This window comes from Cellulosimicrobium cellulans, assembly GCF_006539945.1.
GTDB classification, from domain to species: Bacteria; Actinomycetota; Actinomycetes; order Actinomycetales; family Cellulomonadaceae; genus Cellulosimicrobium; species Cellulosimicrobium cellulans.
In genome coordinates, this window is sequence record NZ_BJNZ01000005.1 from 14,106 (window position 1) to 30,267 (window position 16,162).

Genomic DNA, 16,162 nt, shown 5'->3' on the forward strand with positions numbered 1-16,162 from the left:
GCGGTCACGCCTCCAGCAGCAGCGCCTCTCCCTGGCCGCCTCCGCCGCACAGCCCGACGGCGACGCGCCCGCCCCCGCGGCGCGCGAGCTCGTGCGCCGCGTGGACCGCGAGGCGGGCACCGGACGCGCCGATGGGGTGGCCGAGCGAGATGCCGCCGCCGTGCACGTTGACGACGTCCGGCGAGACGCCGAGCACGCGCGTGGAGACCGCGACGACGGTCGCGAACGCCTCGTTGATCTCGACGAGGTCGAGGTCGTCGACCGTCCATCCGGCCCGGTCGAGGGCCTGCTGGATCGCGCGCGCGGGCTGGGAGTGCAGGGACGTGTCCGGGCCGGCGACCTGGCCCCACGTCCGTACGGTCGCGAGCACCGGCGCGCCCGCGGACTCGGCCCGGGCGCGGGTCGTCAGCACGAGCGCGGCCGCGCCGTCGGAGATCTGCGACGCGTTGCCCGCGGTGATGGTGCCCTCGGGGTCGAACGCGGGGCGCAGGCGCGCCAAGGTCTCGGTGGTCGTGTCGGGGCGCACGCCCTCGTCGTCGCGCACCTCGACCGGCTCGCCCCGGCGCTGCGGGACGCTCACGGGCGCGAGCTCGGCGTCGAACAGGCCGTCCTTCGCCGCGGCCGCGGCGCGCTGGTGCGAGGCCGCCGCGACGGCGTCCTGCTCCTCGCGCGAGACGTACACGTCGCCCACGTTGGTGCGCTCGGTCGAGACGCCCATGGAGGCGCGGTCGAACGCGTCGGTGAGCCCGTCGCGCGCGACGGCGTCGACGAGCGTCGCGTCGCCGAACGCGAACCCGGCGCGCGAGCCGGGCAGGAGGTGCGGCGCGTCGGTCATGGACTCCTGGCCGCCGACGAGCACGACCTCCGCCTCGCCGGAGCGGATCATCCGCGTCCCGTCGATCACGGCGGTGAGCCCGGAGAGGCACACCTTGTTCACCGTCACGGCGGGCACGTCCCAGCCCACCCCCGCGGCGGCGGCCGTCTGGCGCGCGGGGTTCTGACCGGCCCCGGCCTGGAGCACCTGGCCGAGCACCACGGCGTCGACGGCGTCCGCGCCGAGCCCCGAGCGCTCGATCGCGGCGCGCGCGGCGACGGCGCCGAGCTCGACCGCGGTCAGCGCGGCGAGCGAGCCCTTGAGCCGCCCCTGGGGTGTGCGGGCGGCGGCGACGACCACGACGTCGTCAGGGGAGTGCGGGGTGGTGGTGCTCACGGCTGGACCTCCAGGGGTGCGGACGGCGGTGTCTGCGCGGGCGCCGGGGGTGTGGCGCCCGCTCGTGCGGCGGCGGCGGTGTCGACGACGGCGACGGCACCGTCGACCAGCCCGAGCAGGAGCCCGAGGAACACGTCCGGCTCCTCGAGGTGGGGACTGTGCCCGACGCCGGGCCGCACCTCTTCACGGTACCGCCCGCCCGCGGCCGCGTAGGCGTCGAGGACGGCCCGGGTCTGGGCGACCATCGGCTGCGGCGGGTGCGTCTCGGCCCCCGGCCAGCCGGGGACGGCGCCGAGCGCGCCGAGCTGCGCGAGGTCGAACAGCGACGCGTCGGAGACGATCGCGTCGGCGTCGCCGCGCACCCACAGCACGGGTGCTGTGGCCCCGGAGGTCGCGAAGCCGGACAGGTCGCAGTACTTGGCGCTGATCGCGTTGTTCATGCCCTGCGTCCCGGGCGCCACGCCGGGCCAGGTGTCGGACGCCGTCCGGTCGCCCGGGTAGTTGCCGTCGCCCGTGCGCGTGGAGAGCACGGAGTCGAGCAGGAGCTCCTCGAGCGTGCCCAGCGGCTCGCCGAGCGAGGCCGGGTCGGCGACGTAGAACCGACGCAGCACGTCGCGCGGCGACCCGGCGTCCTCGCTGCGGTCGCCCGCGGCGAGCGCCGCCACGAACGCGGGGTTCGCCGTCCCGCCGCCCGAGCCCGCGAAGTCGGGGGAGAGCGGCGCGCCGTCGACGTCGCGCGTGCCGCCGAACCCGTAGGGCGACATGGGTGCCTCGAGGAGGATCGCGTCGAACAGGTCGGGCCGGTCGGTCGCGAGCTGCAGCACGACGCCCGCGCCCGCGGAGTGCGCGACGGCGACGAGCGGGCGTGCGAGGTCGAGCGCGTCGAGGACGGCCGCGACGTCGTCGGCGAAGTCCCGCACGCCGCGGGTCGCGTCGACGGGCCGGGGCTCGGCGTCGCCGTACCCGCGCAGGTCGACGGCGACGCCGCGCACGTCGGCGGGCAGCGCGCGCAGCAGCGGGTCGAAGAACGCCGACGACGAGCAGTTGCCGTGCACGAGCAGGACGGTCGCGCGCGCGTCGCGCTCGGTGGCGACCTCGCGCACGTGCTCGCGCCCGCGCGGGGTCGGGACGTCGCGGCGCAGCACCTCGCGGCGCCGCACGTCGCGCGTCACGACGGCGTCCCCGCGGCCTGCGTGGACGGTCCCGGACCGGCGTCGGCCACGTCGAGCGGGGCGTCGTCGAGCGCGACGGCGAGGTCGGGCTCGGTCGCGGCGCGCACGTCGTCGACGCTCACGCCCGGCGCGGTCTCGCGCAGCACGAGGCCGTCGGGCGTCACGTCGATCACCGCGAGGTCCGTGATGACCCGGTGCACGACGCCCCGCCCGGTGAGCGGCAGGGAGCACGAGCGCAGGATCTTGGGCGACCCGTCGCGCGCCACGTGCTCCATGAGCACGATGACGCGCCCGGCCCCGTGCACGAGGTCCATCGCGCCCCCGGGTCCCTTGACCATCTTGCCGGGGATCATCCAGTTGGCGAGGTCGCCCGTCTCGGAGACCTGCATGCCGCCGAGGATCGCGGCGTCGATCTTGCCGCCGCGGATCATGCCGAAGCTCAGCGCCGAGTCGAAGAACGCGGCGCCCGGCAGGACGGTGACGGTCTCCTTGCCGGCGTTGATGAGATCGGGGTCGACGGCGTCCTCGGTCGGGTAGGGCCCGACGCCGAGGATCCCGTTCTCGGACTGGAGCACGAGGTGCTTGTCGTCGGGCACGTAGTTGGGCACGAGCGTCGGCAGGCCGATGCCGAGGTTGACGTACCAACCGTCCTGGAGCTCGCGCGCGGCGCGCGCGGCCATCTCGTCACGGGTGAGCGGCACGGCTCAGCCCTCCTTCACGGTGGTCGCGGTGCCCGACGGCGCGGGCGCGGGCTGGTCGGTCGGCGCGGCCGGGCGCACGGTGCGGCGCTCGATGCGCTTGGGGACGTCGGGGCCGACCTCGACGACGCGGTGCACGAACACGCCGGGCAGGTGCACCTCGTCGGGGTCGATCTCGCCGGGCTCGACGAGCTCCTCGACCTGCGCGACGCACACGCGGCCCGCCATCGCGGCGAGCGGGGAGAAGTTGCGGGCCGAGCGGTGGAACACGAGGTTGCCGTGCCGGTCGCCGCGCAGGGCGTGCACGAGCGCGTAGTCGGTGGTGATCGCGTCCTCGAGCACGAACTCGGCCTCGTCGGCGAACGCGCCGTCGCGGCCGCGCGGCCCGACGCCGAACGTGCGCACCTCCTTGGGCGCGCTCGCCTGCGCGACGCCGCCCGCGCCGTCGTACCGCTGGGGGAGGCCGCCCTCGGCGACCTGCGTGCCGACGCCGGTGCGGGTCCAGAACCCGGCGATGCCCGCGCCCCCGGCGCGCAGCTTCTCCGCGAGCGTGCCCTGCGGCGTGAGCTCCAGCTCGAGCTCGCCCGAGAGGAACTGCCGCTCGAACTCCTTGTTCTCCCCGACGTACGAGCTCGTCATCTTGCGGATGCGGCCGGCCCCGAGCAGGACGCCCAGGCCCCAGTCGTCGACGCCGCAGTTGTTGCTCACGACCCACAGGTCGCGCGTGCCCTGCGCGAGCAGCGCCTCGATGAGCGCGATCGGGTTGCCGCACAGGCCGAACCCGCCGACGGCGAGCGACGCGCCGTCGGGCACGTCCGCGACGGCCTCGGCCGCGGACGCGACCACCTTGTCCAGCCCGGTCCCTCGTGGGGACGCGATCGTGGGGCTCATGCCGTGACCTCCTCGTCACTCGCCGGCCCTGCTCCGCCGCTCGTGGCGGCGGCCAGGGCCCGCAGGGTCTCGCCCGCGACGGCCTCGACGCCGGGCGGGCTCATGATGATCGTGTAGTGATTGATACCCGCTACGTCGCGGGTGCGCAGCCCCGGCAGCCGCTCGCGCCACGCGGCGAGGTGCTCGGGGGAGTAGAGGGCCTCGGGCTCGTCGAGCAGGCCGCGCGGTGCGCGCAGGAGCACGACCGGGACGTCGAGCGGGCGGTCGCCGGTGAGCGCGTCCGCGAGCGGCCCGCCCTCGTAGAGCTCGAGCGAGTCGGCCGAGACCGCCGCGCCCGACGACGCCGGGCGCAGGTCCGGGGCCTCGCCCACGAGGTCGTAGTCGACGTAGCCCGCGACGACGTCGCCCCACGGCTCGTCCCACGCGCTCGCGAACGCCGGGTGCGCGCGCCAGAAGCCGCGGTACTCCTCGCGGTCGGCGAACGTGCGCTCGAGGCGCTCGACGGCCGGGCCGAGCAGGGCGCGCAGGACCTCGTCGTGCGTCGCGTCGGGCGCGAGCCCGGTGGGCGGCGGGAGCGGGATGCCGCCGTCGACGAGCACGAGCCGCGAGACGCGCCCGGGGTGGCGGTGCGCGAGCACCACCGACACGAACGCGCCCATCGAGTGTCCGAGCGCGACGACCCTCTCGACCCCCAGCGCGTCGAGCACGGCGGCGAGGTCGTCGGCGTGCGCGCCCATGCCGTACGGGCCGGGCAGCGTGTTGCTGCGCCCACGGCCCCGCAGGTCGGGCGCGACGACGCGCACGCCCGGCAGCGCGGCGACGACCGCGGGCCACGCGCGGTGCGACGCGGTGATGCCGTGCACGGCGAGGACCGTCGGGACCGCCTGGCGCGCGCTGCCGTCCGTCCCGTCCTCCGCCGCGACCGAGCCGTCCGCGGCGACCGGGTCCCACACCCCGACGCGCAGCCGGCCGCCCGCGACGGGCACGTCGAGCGTCGCGTAGGTGTGGGTCTGCGCGGTGACGTCGTGCCGTGCGCGCGTGGGGTCCGTCGTCGGGCGGGCCGCCGTGCCCGCGGTCGCTCCCGCGGTCACCGGGCACTCCAGCCGCCGTCGATCGTCCACGACGCCCCCGAGACCATCGACGCGTCGGGGCCGGTGAGCCAGCCGACGAGCGACGCGACCTCCTCCGGCTCGACGAGCCGCTTCACCGCGGACTCGGCGAGGAGCACGGTCGCGAGCACCTCGGACGCGGGGATGTTGTGCACGCGCGCCTGGTCCGCGACCTGCTTCTCCACGAGCGGCGTGCGGACGTACCCGGGGTTGACGCACACGCTCGTCACGCCGTGCGGGCCGCCCTCGAGCGCCGTCACCTTGGACAGGCCCTCCAGGCCGTGCTTCGCCGACACGTACGCCGACTTGAACGGCGACGCGACGAGGCCGTGCACGGACGAGACGTTGACGACGCGCCCGAACCCGCGCGCGTACATCCCCGGCAGCGCGGCCCGGACCAGCAGGAACGGTGCCTCGAGCATGATCGCGTGCAGCAGGCGGAAGTCGTCGGGCCGGAACTCCTCGATGGGGCTCACGCGCTGCACGCCCGCGTTGTTGACGAGCACGTCGACGTCGAGCGTGAGGTCGTCGAGCGCGCGCGTGTCGGCGAGGTCGACGACCCACGCCTCGCCCCCGAGCTCGTCCGCGAGGCGCTTCGCGCCGTCGGGGTCGACGTCCGCGACGGTCACGTGCGCGCCGCGCGCGGCGAGCTCGCGCGCGCACGCCGCGCCGATGCCGCTCGCGCCACCCGTGACGAGCGCGCGGCGCCCGGCGAGCGTGGGGGCGCCGGGCCCGGCGGGGTTGCCTGCGGGGACGGTGGCGGCGACGGTCATCGCGCGTCTCCTTCGGTGTCGGTCGTGGTCGCGGCTCCGTTCCCGGTCGAGGGAGCGGTCCGCGGCGCGGCGAGCGCGCGCTCGATGAACTGCATGGTCTGCTCGAAGACGTGCGGCGGGACCTCGGCGGCCGCGGTGTCGTACGACGGCGGCTCCGCGCCCTCGTCCCAGCGCCCGCCCCACAGGACCCAGCGCATCCCCACGATCTCGCCGATGCCCATGAGGGCCCACGCGGCGACCTCGGGGTCGACGTCGTGGCCCACCTCGCCGTTCGCGCGCGCCTTGTCGAGGCCCGTCATGTAGCCGTCGACGATGCGCGAGTAGTGCCGGCGCAGCGCGCCGGGGGAGACGAACTCGGCCTGCCGCACGATCCGGTAGAGCGCCGGGTGCTCGGCGGTGAAGCGGAAGAACGCCTCGAAGCCCGCGCGCTCGGCGGCGAGGCGGGTGCCCGCCTGCGAGCTCGCCTCGATCATCGCGTGCCGCACGCGGCGGTTGAGGTCGTCGACGAGCTCGTCGAACACGTCGATCTTCGACTCGAAGTACAGGTAGAACGTGCCCTGCCCGACGCCCGCGGTCTCGGTGATCTTCACGATCGACGCGTCGTGGTACCCGACCTCGGCGAACACCTGCTCGGCCGCGGCGAGGATCTTGGCCCGCGTGCGGTTGCCGCGGGCGGTGCGGGGCTGGGTGCTCATGAGTCCTCCGGGACGGTCACGCGCTCGGCGAGCGAGCGGCGCGACACCTTGTGCAGCGACGTGCGGGGCAGGGACGGGACGAGGTCGAAGCGGCGCGGGACCTTGAAGTGGGCGAGCTCGCGGCGGCAGAACGCCTCCAGGTCCTCGGCGTCGGTGGGCCAGCCCTGGCGCGGGACGACGAACGCCGCGCCGACCTCGCCCCAGCGGTCGTCCGGGACGCCCACGACCGCGACGTCCGCGATGCCGGGGTGGCGCCGGAGCACGGCCTCCACCTCGGACGGCGTGACGTTCTCGCCGCCGACGATGAAGACGTCCTTGATCCGGTCGACCACGCGGTAGTACCCGTCGGCGTCGCGCTCGACGAGGTCCCCGGTGCGCAGCCAGCCGTCGTGCAGCACGTCGGCCGTCGCGGCGTCGTCGCGGAAGTACCCGGCGAACACGCCGGGGCCCCGGACCAGCAGCTCGCCGGACGCGGGGCCGTCGAGGTGCCGACCGGTCACCGGGTCGGCGACCGCGACCTCGACGTGCGGGTAGGGCGTCCCGGCCGACCCGATGCGCTCGCGCGCCTGGTCGTCGGGCAGGCACAGCACGTTCGGGCCCGCCTCCGTGAGCCCGTAGCCCTGCGAGAGCGCGACGCCGCGCCGGTGCCACGTGCGCAGCAGCGGCTCCGGCATGGGCGCGCCGCCCACGACCGCGTGCCGCAGGGACGACAGGTCGGCGTCCGCGAAGCCCGGGTGCTCCGCGAGCAGGAGGTAGTTCGTGGGGACGCCCATCATCGTCGTGACGCGGCGCTCGGCGACGAGCTGCAGCACGCGCTCGGGCTCGAACGTGCGCTCCAGGACGACGGTCGCGCCGGTCCACCACGCGAGCAGGGGCTGGATGTTCCAGCCGCCCGCGTGGAACTGCGGCAGCACGCTCAGCACGACGTCGTGGCTCGTGAGCTCGACCGTGCGCGACAGCGACAGGTTGGTCCAGAAGCAGTTCGCGTGCGTGAGCAGCGCGCCCTTGGCCGCGCCCTGGGTCCCGGACGTGAAGACGAGCAGCAACGGGTCGTCGTCGCGCACGGCCCGGCGTTCGGGGGCCGCCGCCGCCGCGGCCCGGCGGGTGCCGCCCGCGTCGTCCGCGCGACCGGCCAGCACCGGTCGGCGCGACGGCGCGGGGACGCGCGCCTCCACGCCGCTCCGGCCGAGCTCGGCGCGCCGCGGCGGGAGGACGAGCCGGTCGAGGGCAGCATCGGCCAGCGCGGAGAACTCCTGCTCGACGAGCACGAGCGCCGGGTCGGCCTGCTCGAGCTGGGCCGCGAGCTCGCCGGGCGACAGCCGCCACGACAGCGGCGCGAGCACCAGGCCCGCCTGTGCGCACGCGAAGAACAGCACGACCTGGTCGGCGCTGTTGCCGGTCACCGTGGCCACGCGGTCCCCGACGCCGTACCCCGCCTCGCGGAACGCCGCCGCCAGGGTGCTCGCGCGCTCGTGCAGGTCGCGGTAGCGCAGGGTCACGCCCCGGTCGTCGACCGCGACGCGGTCCGGCGTCGCGAGCGCGCGGTCGCGCGTCCAGCGCCCGAGGGTGTGCAGGCCGTCCTGCGCGCCGGGCCGGTGCTGCGTCGTCGTCATGCCACCTCCTCGAGGCGCTCGCGGGCTCCCTCCCGATCCTCCCGCGGGCGGCGTCGCGCGGCGAGGCGCGACGCGGCGCCGGCGATGCCGCCGGGCAGGAACATCACGACGAGGATGAAGAGGGTCCCGAGGAGGAACAAGGGCTCGCTGAGCGGCACGCGCAGCACGGCCGGCAGGTCGGCCACGGCCGCGGAGCTCGCGAGCGTCCCGAGCCGCTGGTCCAGGATCGTGTAGAGCACGCCGCCGACGATCGCGCCCCACCGCGACCCCACGCCGCCCAGCACGACCATGACGAGCAGCGTGAGCGTGAAGTCGGCGGACGTCGCGCGCGGCACCGCGCCGGACTGGAGCAGCAGGTAGGCCATGCCGACGACCGTCGCGAGCGTCGCCGCGAGGACGAACACGAGGAGCTTGACGAGGTAGGGGCGTCCACCGATGACGCGCACGCGCACCTCGTTCTCGCGCGTCGCCGCCGCGACGTGCCCGGCCCGCGAGCGCTCGACCCACAGCACGACGAGGTAGACGCCGACGAGCACGGCGAGCGCGAGCCAGTAGAGGTTGCGCGTGTTGAGCACGCCCACGAACGCGTCGGGGACGTTGTCGGTCGCGAGCGCGAGGCCCTCCTCGCCGCCGGTCGCGCCCCCGGGGTTGCGCCGCACGAGCACGTTGCCCGCCTGGGCGAACGCGAGCGTGACCATGGCGAAGGAGATGCCGGTGACGCGCAGCGAGATCGCGCCGACGACGTGCGCGAGGACGATCCCGCCGACGAGCACGAGCGCCGCGGCGGGCAGGAGAGGTATCTCGGTCGTGTCGAGCACGATCGCGAGCCCGTAGACGCCCGCCGCGAAGTACAGCGCGTGCCCGAAGCTCAGCAGCCCCGCGACCCCGAACAGCAGGTGGTAGCTCAGCGCGAGCGCGCCGATGAGCCAGCACAGCGCCATCATCTGCAGCGCGCCGGGCGTGTAGGTGGGGCCGGGCAGGACGCCCGGCACGTGGATCGCCAGCAGCGGGAGGCAGGCGAGGAGCGCGACGAGCGCGAGGCCCGCGAGCGTGCGGACGAGCGTGCCCGACGGCGCCCGGCGAGCGGGACGGTCGGTGCGCGGCGCGTCGTCGGCGGGGGCCGCCGGGGCCGGGGGAGCGGTCTGGGTGGTCATGCGGCTGCCCTCCCGAGGAGGCCGGTGGGACGGACGAGGAGCACGAGCGCGAGCAGCAGCACGACGATGAGGTCGCCGTAGCCGAGGTAGTAGTTCGCGAACTGCTGGAGCACCGCGACCAGGACGGACGCGACCGCCGCGCCGGTCAGCGACCCGAGGCCGCCGATCACGGTGACGATGAACGCGAAGATGAGCAGCGACCCGCCGAGGTGCGGCGAGACGTACCCGAAGTACTGCGAGGCGAGGACCCCGCCCAGGCCTGCGGCGGCGCCGCCGACCGCGAACACGAGCGTGAACGCCTTGCGCACGTCGATGCCGAGCGCCGTGACCATGGACCGGTTCTCGACGCCCGCGCGGATGATGAGCCCGTACCGGGTGCGCTGGAGGAACAGCACGATCGCGCCCAGCACGAGCGCCGCCGCGGCGATCGCGACGAACCGGTCGTTGGGCACCGGGGCGCCCGCGAGGTCGGTCGTGCCCTTGAGCCACGCGGGCCCGGAGATGAACTCGGGGTCCGAGCCCCACATGCCCTCGAACAGCGCGACGGACGCGAGCGAGAGCCCGACCGTGACGAGCACCTGCTCGATGTGCCGCTCGTAGAGGGGGCGGATGAGCAGGAGCTCGGTGAGCGCCGCGGCGCCGGCCCCGACGACCGCCCCGGCGACCAGCGAGAGCGCGAACACGCCCCACGAGTCCGCGCCGAGCGAGCGCGCGACGAACCAGCCGCCGAACGCGCCGAGCGTGAGGAACGACCCGTGCGCGAAGTTGAGGACGCCCATGAGCCCGTAGATGAGCGACAGGCCGGACGCGACGAGGAAGTACAGCGCCCCGAGGCCGAGCCCCGTGACGAGGAGGAGGACGATCGTGCTCACCGGGCCACCGCCCCTTCGGTTCCGTGGTGGTCGACCTCGGCGTGCACGCCGAGGAGCTGCTGGACGCGGTCGGGGTCGTCGAGGAGCTCACGCGCCGGGCCGGTGTGCACGACGCGGCCCGCGTCGATGACGACGACGCGCTCGGCGAGGCGCTCGATGACCTCGAGGTTCTGCTCGACGAGCAGGATCGGCACCGTGCGGGCCGCCTCCGCGAGCGCGTCGGCGACCTCGCCGACGATGCGCGGGGCGAGGCCCTTGGTGGGCTCGTCGACAAGGAGCAGGCGGTTGGCGTTGAGCAGGGCGCGCGCGAGCGACACCATCTGCTGCTGGCCGCCCGAGAGCGTGCCGGCGCGCTGCGCCGCGCGCTGCACGAGGTCCGGGAACAACTCGGCGACGAGCTCGCGGCGCGGGTGCGCGTCGCGCTCCGCGAGCCGCAGGTTCTCCGCGACCGTGAGCCCGGCGAACACCTCGCGGTCCTCCGGCACGTACCCGACGCCCCGGCGCACGATCTTGTCGGTGCGCTCGCCGTCGACGCGCTCGCCCGCGAGCCGCACCTCGCCGCGGCGCTCGATCAGGCCGAGCACGGCCTTGAGCGTCGACGTCTTGCCCACGCCGTTGCGTCCCAGCACCGCCGTGACGCCCGTCGACGGGACGGAGAACGTCACGTCCTCGACGACCTGCTGGCCCGCGATGCGCGCCGACACCCCGCGCACCTCGAGGACGGGCACGTCGCTCCCGCCCCCGGGGTGGGCGGTGCTCCTGTTGCTGCCGCTCATGCTGCCTCTCCTGCCGTGACGCCCAGGTAGGCGCTCTGCACCGTCGGGTCCGCCATGACGGCGTCGGGGGTGTCGCACGCGAGCAGCTCGCCGTGGTGCATGACGGCGACGCGGTCGACGAGCCCCAGGACGACGTCCATGTGGTGCTCGACCATGAGCACGGTGCACCCGGTCGCGTGCAGGTCGCGGATGACCTCGACGAGGCCCGGCACGTCGGCCGACGACACGCCCGCCATGGGCTCGTCGAGCAGCACGACGCGCGGCTCCGTGGCGAGGAGCACCGCGATCTCGAGCTTGCGCTTGTCGCCGTGGGACAGGTCGCCCGCGGCGACCTCGGCGCGGCGCGTGAGCCGCACCGTCTCGAGGTGCCGGTCCGCCTCCCGCGTCGCGGCGTCGCCACGGCGCGGGAAGCGCAGCACGGACAGGGCGCCGCCGAGGCGCCCCTGCGCGGCGAGCCGCACGTTCTCCCGGACGCTCAGGCGCGGGAACAGGCTCGACGTCTGGAACGTGCGACCCAGGCCGGCGCGGGCGCGTGCCGCCACCGAGGTGGTCGTCACGTCCGTGCCCTCGAGGAGCACCGACCCGCTCGTCGGGCGGTGGATGCCCGAGACCAGGTTGAAGAGCGTCGTCTTGCCCGCGCCGTTCGGCCCGATCACCCCGAGCATCTCGCCCTGCCCGACGGCGAGGCTCACGCCGTCGAGGATGCGCGCCCCGCCGATCTGGAGGCCGAGGTCGCGGACCTCGAGCGCGGGGAGGGTGTGCGGCTCGCCCACGTCAGCCCGCCTCGGCCGGTGCGACGTCCTCGCCCGGGACCTCGGCGACGAGCTCGGGGACCCAGGCGTCGCCGTCGGCCACGAGCTTGACCTGATACATCGGCTGGACCAGCGCGTGGTCGGACGCGCGGACCGTCGTCGTGCCCTTGGGACCGTCGAAGCTCCAGCCCTCGAGCGCGTCGACCATGGCCTCGACGTCGTCGCCGCCCTCCTCGATCGCGTGGACGATCATCTGCGCCGCGACGAAGCCGTCGGGCGTGAAGAGGTCCGCCTGCTTGCCTGCCTCCTCGACCGACGCGAGCATCGCCGCCTCGACCTCGGTGCCCGCGGCGCCGGGGAAGTAGTGGTTGAGGAAGTCGACCTTGCTCGCCGCGCCGCCGTACGCGCCGTAGGTCGCGACGTCGCCGAGGCCGGTGACGACCGTCGTCGAGTCGAGCACGCCCTGCTGGTCGAGGCCCTGCCACATCGCGCCCGACGTCGCCCCGGCCCACGCCACGAACACGAGGTCGGGCGCTGCGTCGACGATCTGGTGCGCGAACGGCGTGAACTCCGTCGCGTCCTCCGGCACGAGCACGCTCGTCACCTCGGCGCCCTGCGCGCCGAGGACCGCCTCGACCGCGGCGAGGTTGCCCTGGCCGAACGCGTTGTCCTGCGCGAACACGACGACCTTCGCGCCGTCGGGGTCGACGAACGTGCCCGCCGTCGCGACGTCCTGGAGCGACTGGCGCCCCGAGCGGAACGTGTAGTCGTTGATGCCCGTGAGCGCGTCGACCGCGGCCGGGCCCGAGATGTAGAGCACCTTGTTCTGCTCGGCCTGCTCGGCGAGCTTGAGCGCCACGCCGGACACGACCGTGCCGCCGAGGATCTGGTAGCCCTTGCCGATGAGGTCCTTGGCCTGGCCGACCGCCTTGTCCGGGTCGCCGCCGTCGTCGTGGAACGTCACGTTGACCGGTCGGCCGTCGACCTCGCCCGTGCCGTCGGTCGCGTAGTCGAGACCGGCCTGGAAGCCCTCGTAGTAGGCCTCGCCGTAGGCCGCGAGCGGCCCGGTCTTGGAGTAGATGATGCCGACGTCGACCGGGTCGGCGCTCGTGCTGCTCTCGCCTCCGGTGGTGTCGCCGCCGGTCGCGTCGGTCGGCGCGCACGCGGCGAGCACGAGGCTCGCGGCCGCGAGCGCGGCGACGGCGAGTGCCGGCCGCTGGGACTTCTTCGTCCGCATGACTTCGCCCTTCGTTGGGTGGTCCTGGGGGAGCGCCGCTCAAACATGAGAGGCGATTCAGGTTGCGGGAATCATGGATCCGCGACCGACGCGGTGTCAACCCGCGCGGGTCACGATCCGGCTACGGGGCCGATGGGGAGATGTTGACAGGTGATTCAGGTCACACGTAACGTCCGGTCCGCCCGGGTCCGGCGCGCAACGGTGCGCGCCGCAGCGCGTCCAGCGCTGACGGCGACCCGACCTCGACGTGGAGGTTCAGATGGTCAGGCACTCCCTCAGGCGCCGTGCTCGGCTGGCAGCGCTCGCCCTCGGCACGGCGCTCGCCGTCGTGCTCGCGCCGCTCGTCACGGCGCCCGCGTCCGCGGCCGGCTCCTGGTCCCAGCGTTCGGCGGGCGGCATGACGGTCGAGCTGTACCGGCCCACGACCGAGCCGGCGCTCCCCGGCGGCCGGGCGCTCATGATCTCGCTGCACGGCTGCGTCCAGACCTCGCAGGTGCTGAAGAACGCGGGCAACTGGGCCGCGACCGCCGACGAGCACGGCATGGTCGTCGCGGTCCCGGCGGCGCCGAACGGCGGCGTGCTGCTCGGCTGCTGGGACTACTACGACACCAACCACAGCCGCACGAGCCCCGCGCGGCACGACGACAACCTGCTCGACCTCGTGTCGGCGCTGCTCGCCGACACGTCGCTCGGCATCGACCCGGACCAGGTCTACGTCAGCGGGCTGTCCTCCGGCGGCGGCCAGGCGATGGTCATGGGCTGCCTCGCGCCCGACGTGTTCGCCGGCGTCGGGATCGCGGCCGGGCCGACGGTCGGGACGACGTCGGGCCAGATCGGGAGCGTCGCGACGTCGCTCGCGCAGGCGCGCTCGACGTGCCGGACGTTCGCCGGGACGCACGCGGCGGACTTCGACTCGCAGGTGACGTCCGTCGTCTTCGGGAGCGCCGACACGACCGTCGCGACGGGGTACGGGACGCTCAACGCCCAGGTCATGGCCGACCTCTACGGTGCCGGGACCACGTCGTCGTTCTCGCTCGCTGGGCTCGCGGGGACGAATACCGCGGGCTCCGGCTCGCTGTGGTCCGACGCCGACGGCCCGCGGGTCTCGCTCCTCCGGAACACCGGGCTCGCCCACGCGTGGCCGGCGGGCGGCGGCCCCGGCGGGTCGTACGTGTCGACGAACAGCGTCGACTACCCGGCCTACCTCACCGACTTCCTGTTCGCGACCAACCGCCGGGTCGACCGCGACCCCGGCACGGGACCGGACCCGGACGTCGTCGCCCCGACGGTCGCGATCACGTCGCCGGCCGCGGGCTCGACCGTGACCGGGACGGTCCGGGTCGGGGTCGCGGCGTCGGACGACCGCGGCGTCGACCGCGTCGAGCTGAGCGTCGACGGCGCGGCGCTCGCGACGCTGCGCACCGCCCCGTACGCGGACGACTGGGACACGACGACGCTCGGCGCGGGCACGCACGTCGTCGCGGCACGGGCCGTCGACGCGGCGGGCAACGCGACGACGGCGCAGGTCACCGTCACGGTCCAGGCGCCGTCCGGTCCGTGGTGCGGGACCGCGACGAACGCGCAGCACCAGGCCGCCGGCCGCGCGACCTCCTACGGCGTGAACCCGTACAACCCGTACTACGCGGTGGGCTCGCTCGCGTACCTCGGCCAGGGCGACGCGACGGTCACGACGCTGCGCGAGGCCGCGCCGGGCCGCTACGAGGTCGCGACGACCTGCTGAGCGGAAGCCTCCAGGTGCCGAACCCGGGGATACGGGCGAGCTGGGCTGCTGTCTCGCCCACAACCCCGGGTTCGGCGGCCCGGGGTGACCCGGGATCCGAGCGGCGGGCGGGTCGCTTCAGTGCTCGAGGCGGTCCCTCGCGTCGCCGATGTGGTCGGTGACGTCGTCCGGCAGGTCGTCGAGGTTCATGTCGTTGGTGCGTGCACGCCGGGCGTCCCAGCGCAGCGCGACCGCCGCGAGGGCGGCGGCGATCGTCGAGGCGGCGAGGACGGCGATCTTCGCCGCGTCGGTGTGGGTCGAGTCCGGGAACGACAGCTCCGCGATGAGGAGCGAGACGGTGAACCCGATCCCGCCCAGCAGGCCGACGGGCAGCAGGTCGCGCACCCCGATGCCGGGCGCCAGTCGCAGCGGCGTGAACCGCGTGACGAGCGCCGTCACCCCGAGAACGCCCACGAGCTTGCCCAGCACCAGGCCGAGGACGATCGCCAGCACGACCGGCTGACCGAGGACGTCGCCCCCACCGCCGACGAACGTCACGCCCGCGGCGAAGAACGCGAACACGGGCAGCGCGATCCCCTGGGAGAAGGGACGCAGGGCGTGCTCGAACCGGTGCGTGCGCGACTCGGTCTCGCCGTGCATCGCGAGCGCCGGGACGGTGAAGCCGAGCAGGACGCCCGCGACCGTCGCGTGCACGCCGGACTCGTGGACCAGCACCCACGCGACCAGCGCGACGGGCAGCAGGAGCCACCAGCGCGTGCGCCGGGCGCGGACGAGCACGGCGAACAGCGCCACCGCGACGAGCGCGAGGCCGAGGAACCCGATGCGCAGGTCGGCCGTGTAGAAGACCGCGATGACGATGATCGCGAGCAGGTCGTCCACGACCGCGAGCGTCAGCAGGAAGGTGCGGATCGCGGCGGGCAGCCCGCGCCCGAAGACGGCGAGCACGCCGAGCGCGAACGCGATGTCCGTCGCCGTCGGGATCGCCCAGCCGTGCAGCGCGCCGTCGTCGCCCGCGAGCAGCACGACCACCGTGAAGATCACCGCCGGCACGGCCATGCCGCCGATCGCGGCGAGCATCGGCACGCCCGCCTGTCGCGGGCTGCGCAGGCTGCCGGCCACGAACTCCTGCTTGAGCTCCACGCCCACGACGAAGAAGAAGATCGCGAGCAGCCCGTCGGCGGCCCAGGTCTCGAGGCTCAGGTCGAGGTGCAGGGGCAGCGGGCCGATCGAGGCCGGCCCGACGACCGTCTCCGAGAGGGCTGTGTACGCGTCCCGCCACGGCGAGTTCGCCCACAGGAGCGCGAGCAGCGCCGCGCCGATGAGCAGCGCGCCGCCCGTCGTCTCTCTGCTCACCCAGCGGCGCAGCCGCGTGCGGGGCGACGGCCGGTCGGTCCGCGGGGAGGGGTGGGTGCCGGAGGGCGGGGTGGCGTGGGTCATCGTGCTCCCGGGGTCGCTGTCGCGTCGCACGG

At 75.0% G+C, this 16,162-nt stretch carries 15 protein-coding genes; 1 reads left to right on the forward strand and 14 read right to left on the reverse strand.

The window, feature by feature from the left end; genetic code table 11:
• Positions 1-4: 4 nt before the first annotated feature.
• Genes CCE02nite_RS05130 through CCE02nite_RS05190 form a run of 13 tightly spaced genes read right to left on the reverse strand, consistent with a single transcriptional unit; the run spans position 5 to position 12,952 of the window.
• Positions 5-1,210, reverse strand: coding sequence for an acetyl-CoA C-acyltransferase (locus tag CCE02nite_RS05130; protein WP_141388607.1), 1,206 nt, complete (start codon positions 1,208-1,210; stop codon positions 5-7).
• Positions 1,207-2,382 carry an alpha/beta hydrolase gene (locus CCE02nite_RS05135; RefSeq protein WP_218027032.1) on the reverse strand — a complete coding sequence of 392 codons (1,176 nt, stop codon included), beginning with the start codon at positions 2,380-2,382 and terminating at the stop codon, positions 1,207-1,209. Before CCE02nite_RS05135 ends, CCE02nite_RS05130 begins: the two co-directional genes overlap by 4 nt.
• Positions 2,379-3,083 (reverse strand): CoA transferase subunit B, encoded by a 705-nt coding sequence (locus tag CCE02nite_RS05140; protein WP_304363326.1) that lies wholly within the window; start codon positions 3,081-3,083, stop codon positions 2,379-2,381. The genes CCE02nite_RS05135 and CCE02nite_RS05140 overlap by 4 nt, the downstream gene beginning before the upstream one ends.
• 3 nt (positions 3,084-3,086) lie before the next feature.
• Entirely contained in the window at positions 3,087-3,971 is an 885-nt protein-coding gene (locus tag CCE02nite_RS05145; RefSeq protein ID WP_141388608.1) for a CoA transferase subunit A, read from the reverse strand.
• Positions 3,968-5,062 carry an alpha/beta hydrolase gene (locus tag CCE02nite_RS05150; RefSeq protein WP_141388609.1) on the reverse strand — a complete coding sequence of 365 codons (1,095 nt, stop codon included), beginning with the start codon at positions 5,060-5,062 and terminating at the stop codon, positions 3,968-3,970. The genes CCE02nite_RS05145 and CCE02nite_RS05150 overlap by 4 nt, the downstream gene beginning before the upstream one ends.
• Positions 5,059-5,853 (reverse strand): 3-hydroxybutyrate dehydrogenase, encoded by a 795-nt coding sequence (locus tag CCE02nite_RS05155; protein ID WP_141388610.1) that lies wholly within the window; start codon positions 5,851-5,853, stop codon positions 5,059-5,061. Before CCE02nite_RS05155 ends, CCE02nite_RS05150 begins: the two co-directional genes overlap by 4 nt.
• Positions 5,850-6,548, reverse strand: coding sequence for a TetR/AcrR family transcriptional regulator (locus CCE02nite_RS05160; RefSeq protein ID WP_141388611.1), 699 nt, complete (start codon positions 6,546-6,548; stop codon positions 5,850-5,852). The genes CCE02nite_RS05155 and CCE02nite_RS05160 overlap by 4 nt, the downstream gene beginning before the upstream one ends.
• Positions 6,545-8,161 (reverse strand): class I adenylate-forming enzyme family protein, encoded by a 1,617-nt coding sequence (locus tag CCE02nite_RS05165; protein WP_141388612.1) that lies wholly within the window; start codon positions 8,159-8,161, stop codon positions 6,545-6,547. The genes CCE02nite_RS05160 and CCE02nite_RS05165 overlap by 4 nt, the downstream gene beginning before the upstream one ends.
• On the reverse strand, positions 8,158-9,315 hold the full coding sequence (locus CCE02nite_RS05170) for a branched-chain amino acid ABC transporter permease (protein WP_141388613.1): 1,158 nt from the start codon (positions 9,313-9,315) through the stop codon (positions 8,158-8,160). The genes CCE02nite_RS05165 and CCE02nite_RS05170 overlap by 4 nt, the downstream gene beginning before the upstream one ends.
• Positions 9,312-10,187: a branched-chain amino acid ABC transporter permease gene (locus CCE02nite_RS05175; protein WP_141388614.1), complete on the reverse strand. Its 876-nt coding sequence runs from the start codon at positions 10,185-10,187 to the stop codon at positions 9,312-9,314. Before CCE02nite_RS05175 ends, CCE02nite_RS05170 begins: the two co-directional genes overlap by 4 nt.
• On the reverse strand, positions 10,184-10,963 hold the full coding sequence (locus CCE02nite_RS05180; protein ID WP_141388615.1) for an ABC transporter ATP-binding protein: 780 nt from the start codon (positions 10,961-10,963) through the stop codon (positions 10,184-10,186). Before CCE02nite_RS05180 ends, CCE02nite_RS05175 begins: the two co-directional genes overlap by 4 nt.
• The gene (locus CCE02nite_RS05185) at positions 10,960-11,736 is read right to left on the reverse strand and encodes an ABC transporter ATP-binding protein (RefSeq protein ID WP_141388616.1); all 777 of its coding nucleotides are present in this window, start codon (positions 11,734-11,736) and stop codon (positions 10,960-10,962) included. Before CCE02nite_RS05185 ends, CCE02nite_RS05180 begins: the two co-directional genes overlap by 4 nt.
• 1 nt (position 11,737) lies before the next feature.
• Complete coding sequence (locus CCE02nite_RS05190) at positions 11,738-12,952, reverse strand: substrate-binding domain-containing protein (protein ID WP_141388617.1); 1,215 nt, start codon at positions 12,950-12,952, stop codon at positions 11,738-11,740.
• 259 nt (positions 12,953-13,211) lie between these two features.
• On the opposite strand from CCE02nite_RS05190, the gene CCE02nite_RS05195 reads away from it, so the two are divergent.
• The gene (locus CCE02nite_RS05195; RefSeq protein WP_170227224.1) at positions 13,212-14,693 is read left to right on the forward strand and encodes an extracellular catalytic domain type 1 short-chain-length polyhydroxyalkanoate depolymerase; all 1,482 of its coding nucleotides are present in this window, start codon (positions 13,212-13,214) and stop codon (positions 14,691-14,693) included.
• 117 nt (positions 14,694-14,810) lie between these two features.
• Here CCE02nite_RS05195 and nhaA read toward each other — a convergent pair whose 3' ends face one another.
• Positions 14,811-16,130 carry a Na+/H+ antiporter NhaA gene (nhaA, locus tag CCE02nite_RS05205; RefSeq protein WP_141388618.1) on the reverse strand — a complete coding sequence of 440 codons (1,320 nt, stop codon included), beginning with the start codon at positions 16,128-16,130 and terminating at the stop codon, positions 14,811-14,813.
• Positions 16,131-16,162 lie beyond the last annotated feature (32 nt).

What these genes read in the sequence shown, in the direction of transcription:
- CCE02nite_RS05195 (WP_170227224.1), top strand. Translation starts at nt 13,212, where the DNA reads ATGGTCAGGCACTCCCTCAGGCGCCGTGCTCGGCTGGCAGCGCTCGCC.
- CCE02nite_RS05180 (WP_141388615.1), bottom strand. Translation starts at nt 10,963, where the DNA reads ATGAGCGGCAGCAACAGGAGCACCGCCCACCCCGGGGGCGGGAGCGAC.
- CCE02nite_RS05160 (WP_141388611.1), bottom strand. Translation starts at nt 6,548, where the DNA reads ATGAGCACCCAGCCCCGCACCGCCCGCGGCAACCGCACGCGGGCCAAG.
- nhaA (WP_141388618.1), bottom strand. Translation starts at nt 16,130, where the DNA reads ATGACCCACGCCACCCCGCCCTCCGGCACCCACCCCTCCCCGCGGACC.
- CCE02nite_RS05190 (WP_141388617.1), bottom strand. Translation starts at nt 12,952, where the DNA reads ATGCGGACGAAGAAGTCCCAGCGGCCGGCACTCGCCGTCGCCGCGCTC.
- CCE02nite_RS05165 (WP_141388612.1), bottom strand. Translation starts at nt 8,161, where the DNA reads ATGACGACGACGCAGCACCGGCCCGGCGCGCAGGACGGCCTGCACACC.
- CCE02nite_RS05155 (WP_141388610.1), bottom strand. Translation starts at nt 5,853, where the DNA reads ATGACCGTCGCCGCCACCGTCCCCGCAGGCAACCCCGCCGGGCCCGGC.
- CCE02nite_RS05170 (WP_141388613.1), bottom strand. Translation starts at nt 9,315, where the DNA reads ATGACCACCCAGACCGCTCCCCCGGCCCCGGCGGCCCCCGCCGACGAC.
- CCE02nite_RS05145 (WP_141388608.1), bottom strand. Translation starts at nt 3,971, where the DNA reads ATGAGCCCCACGATCGCGTCCCCACGAGGGACCGGGCTGGACAAGGTG.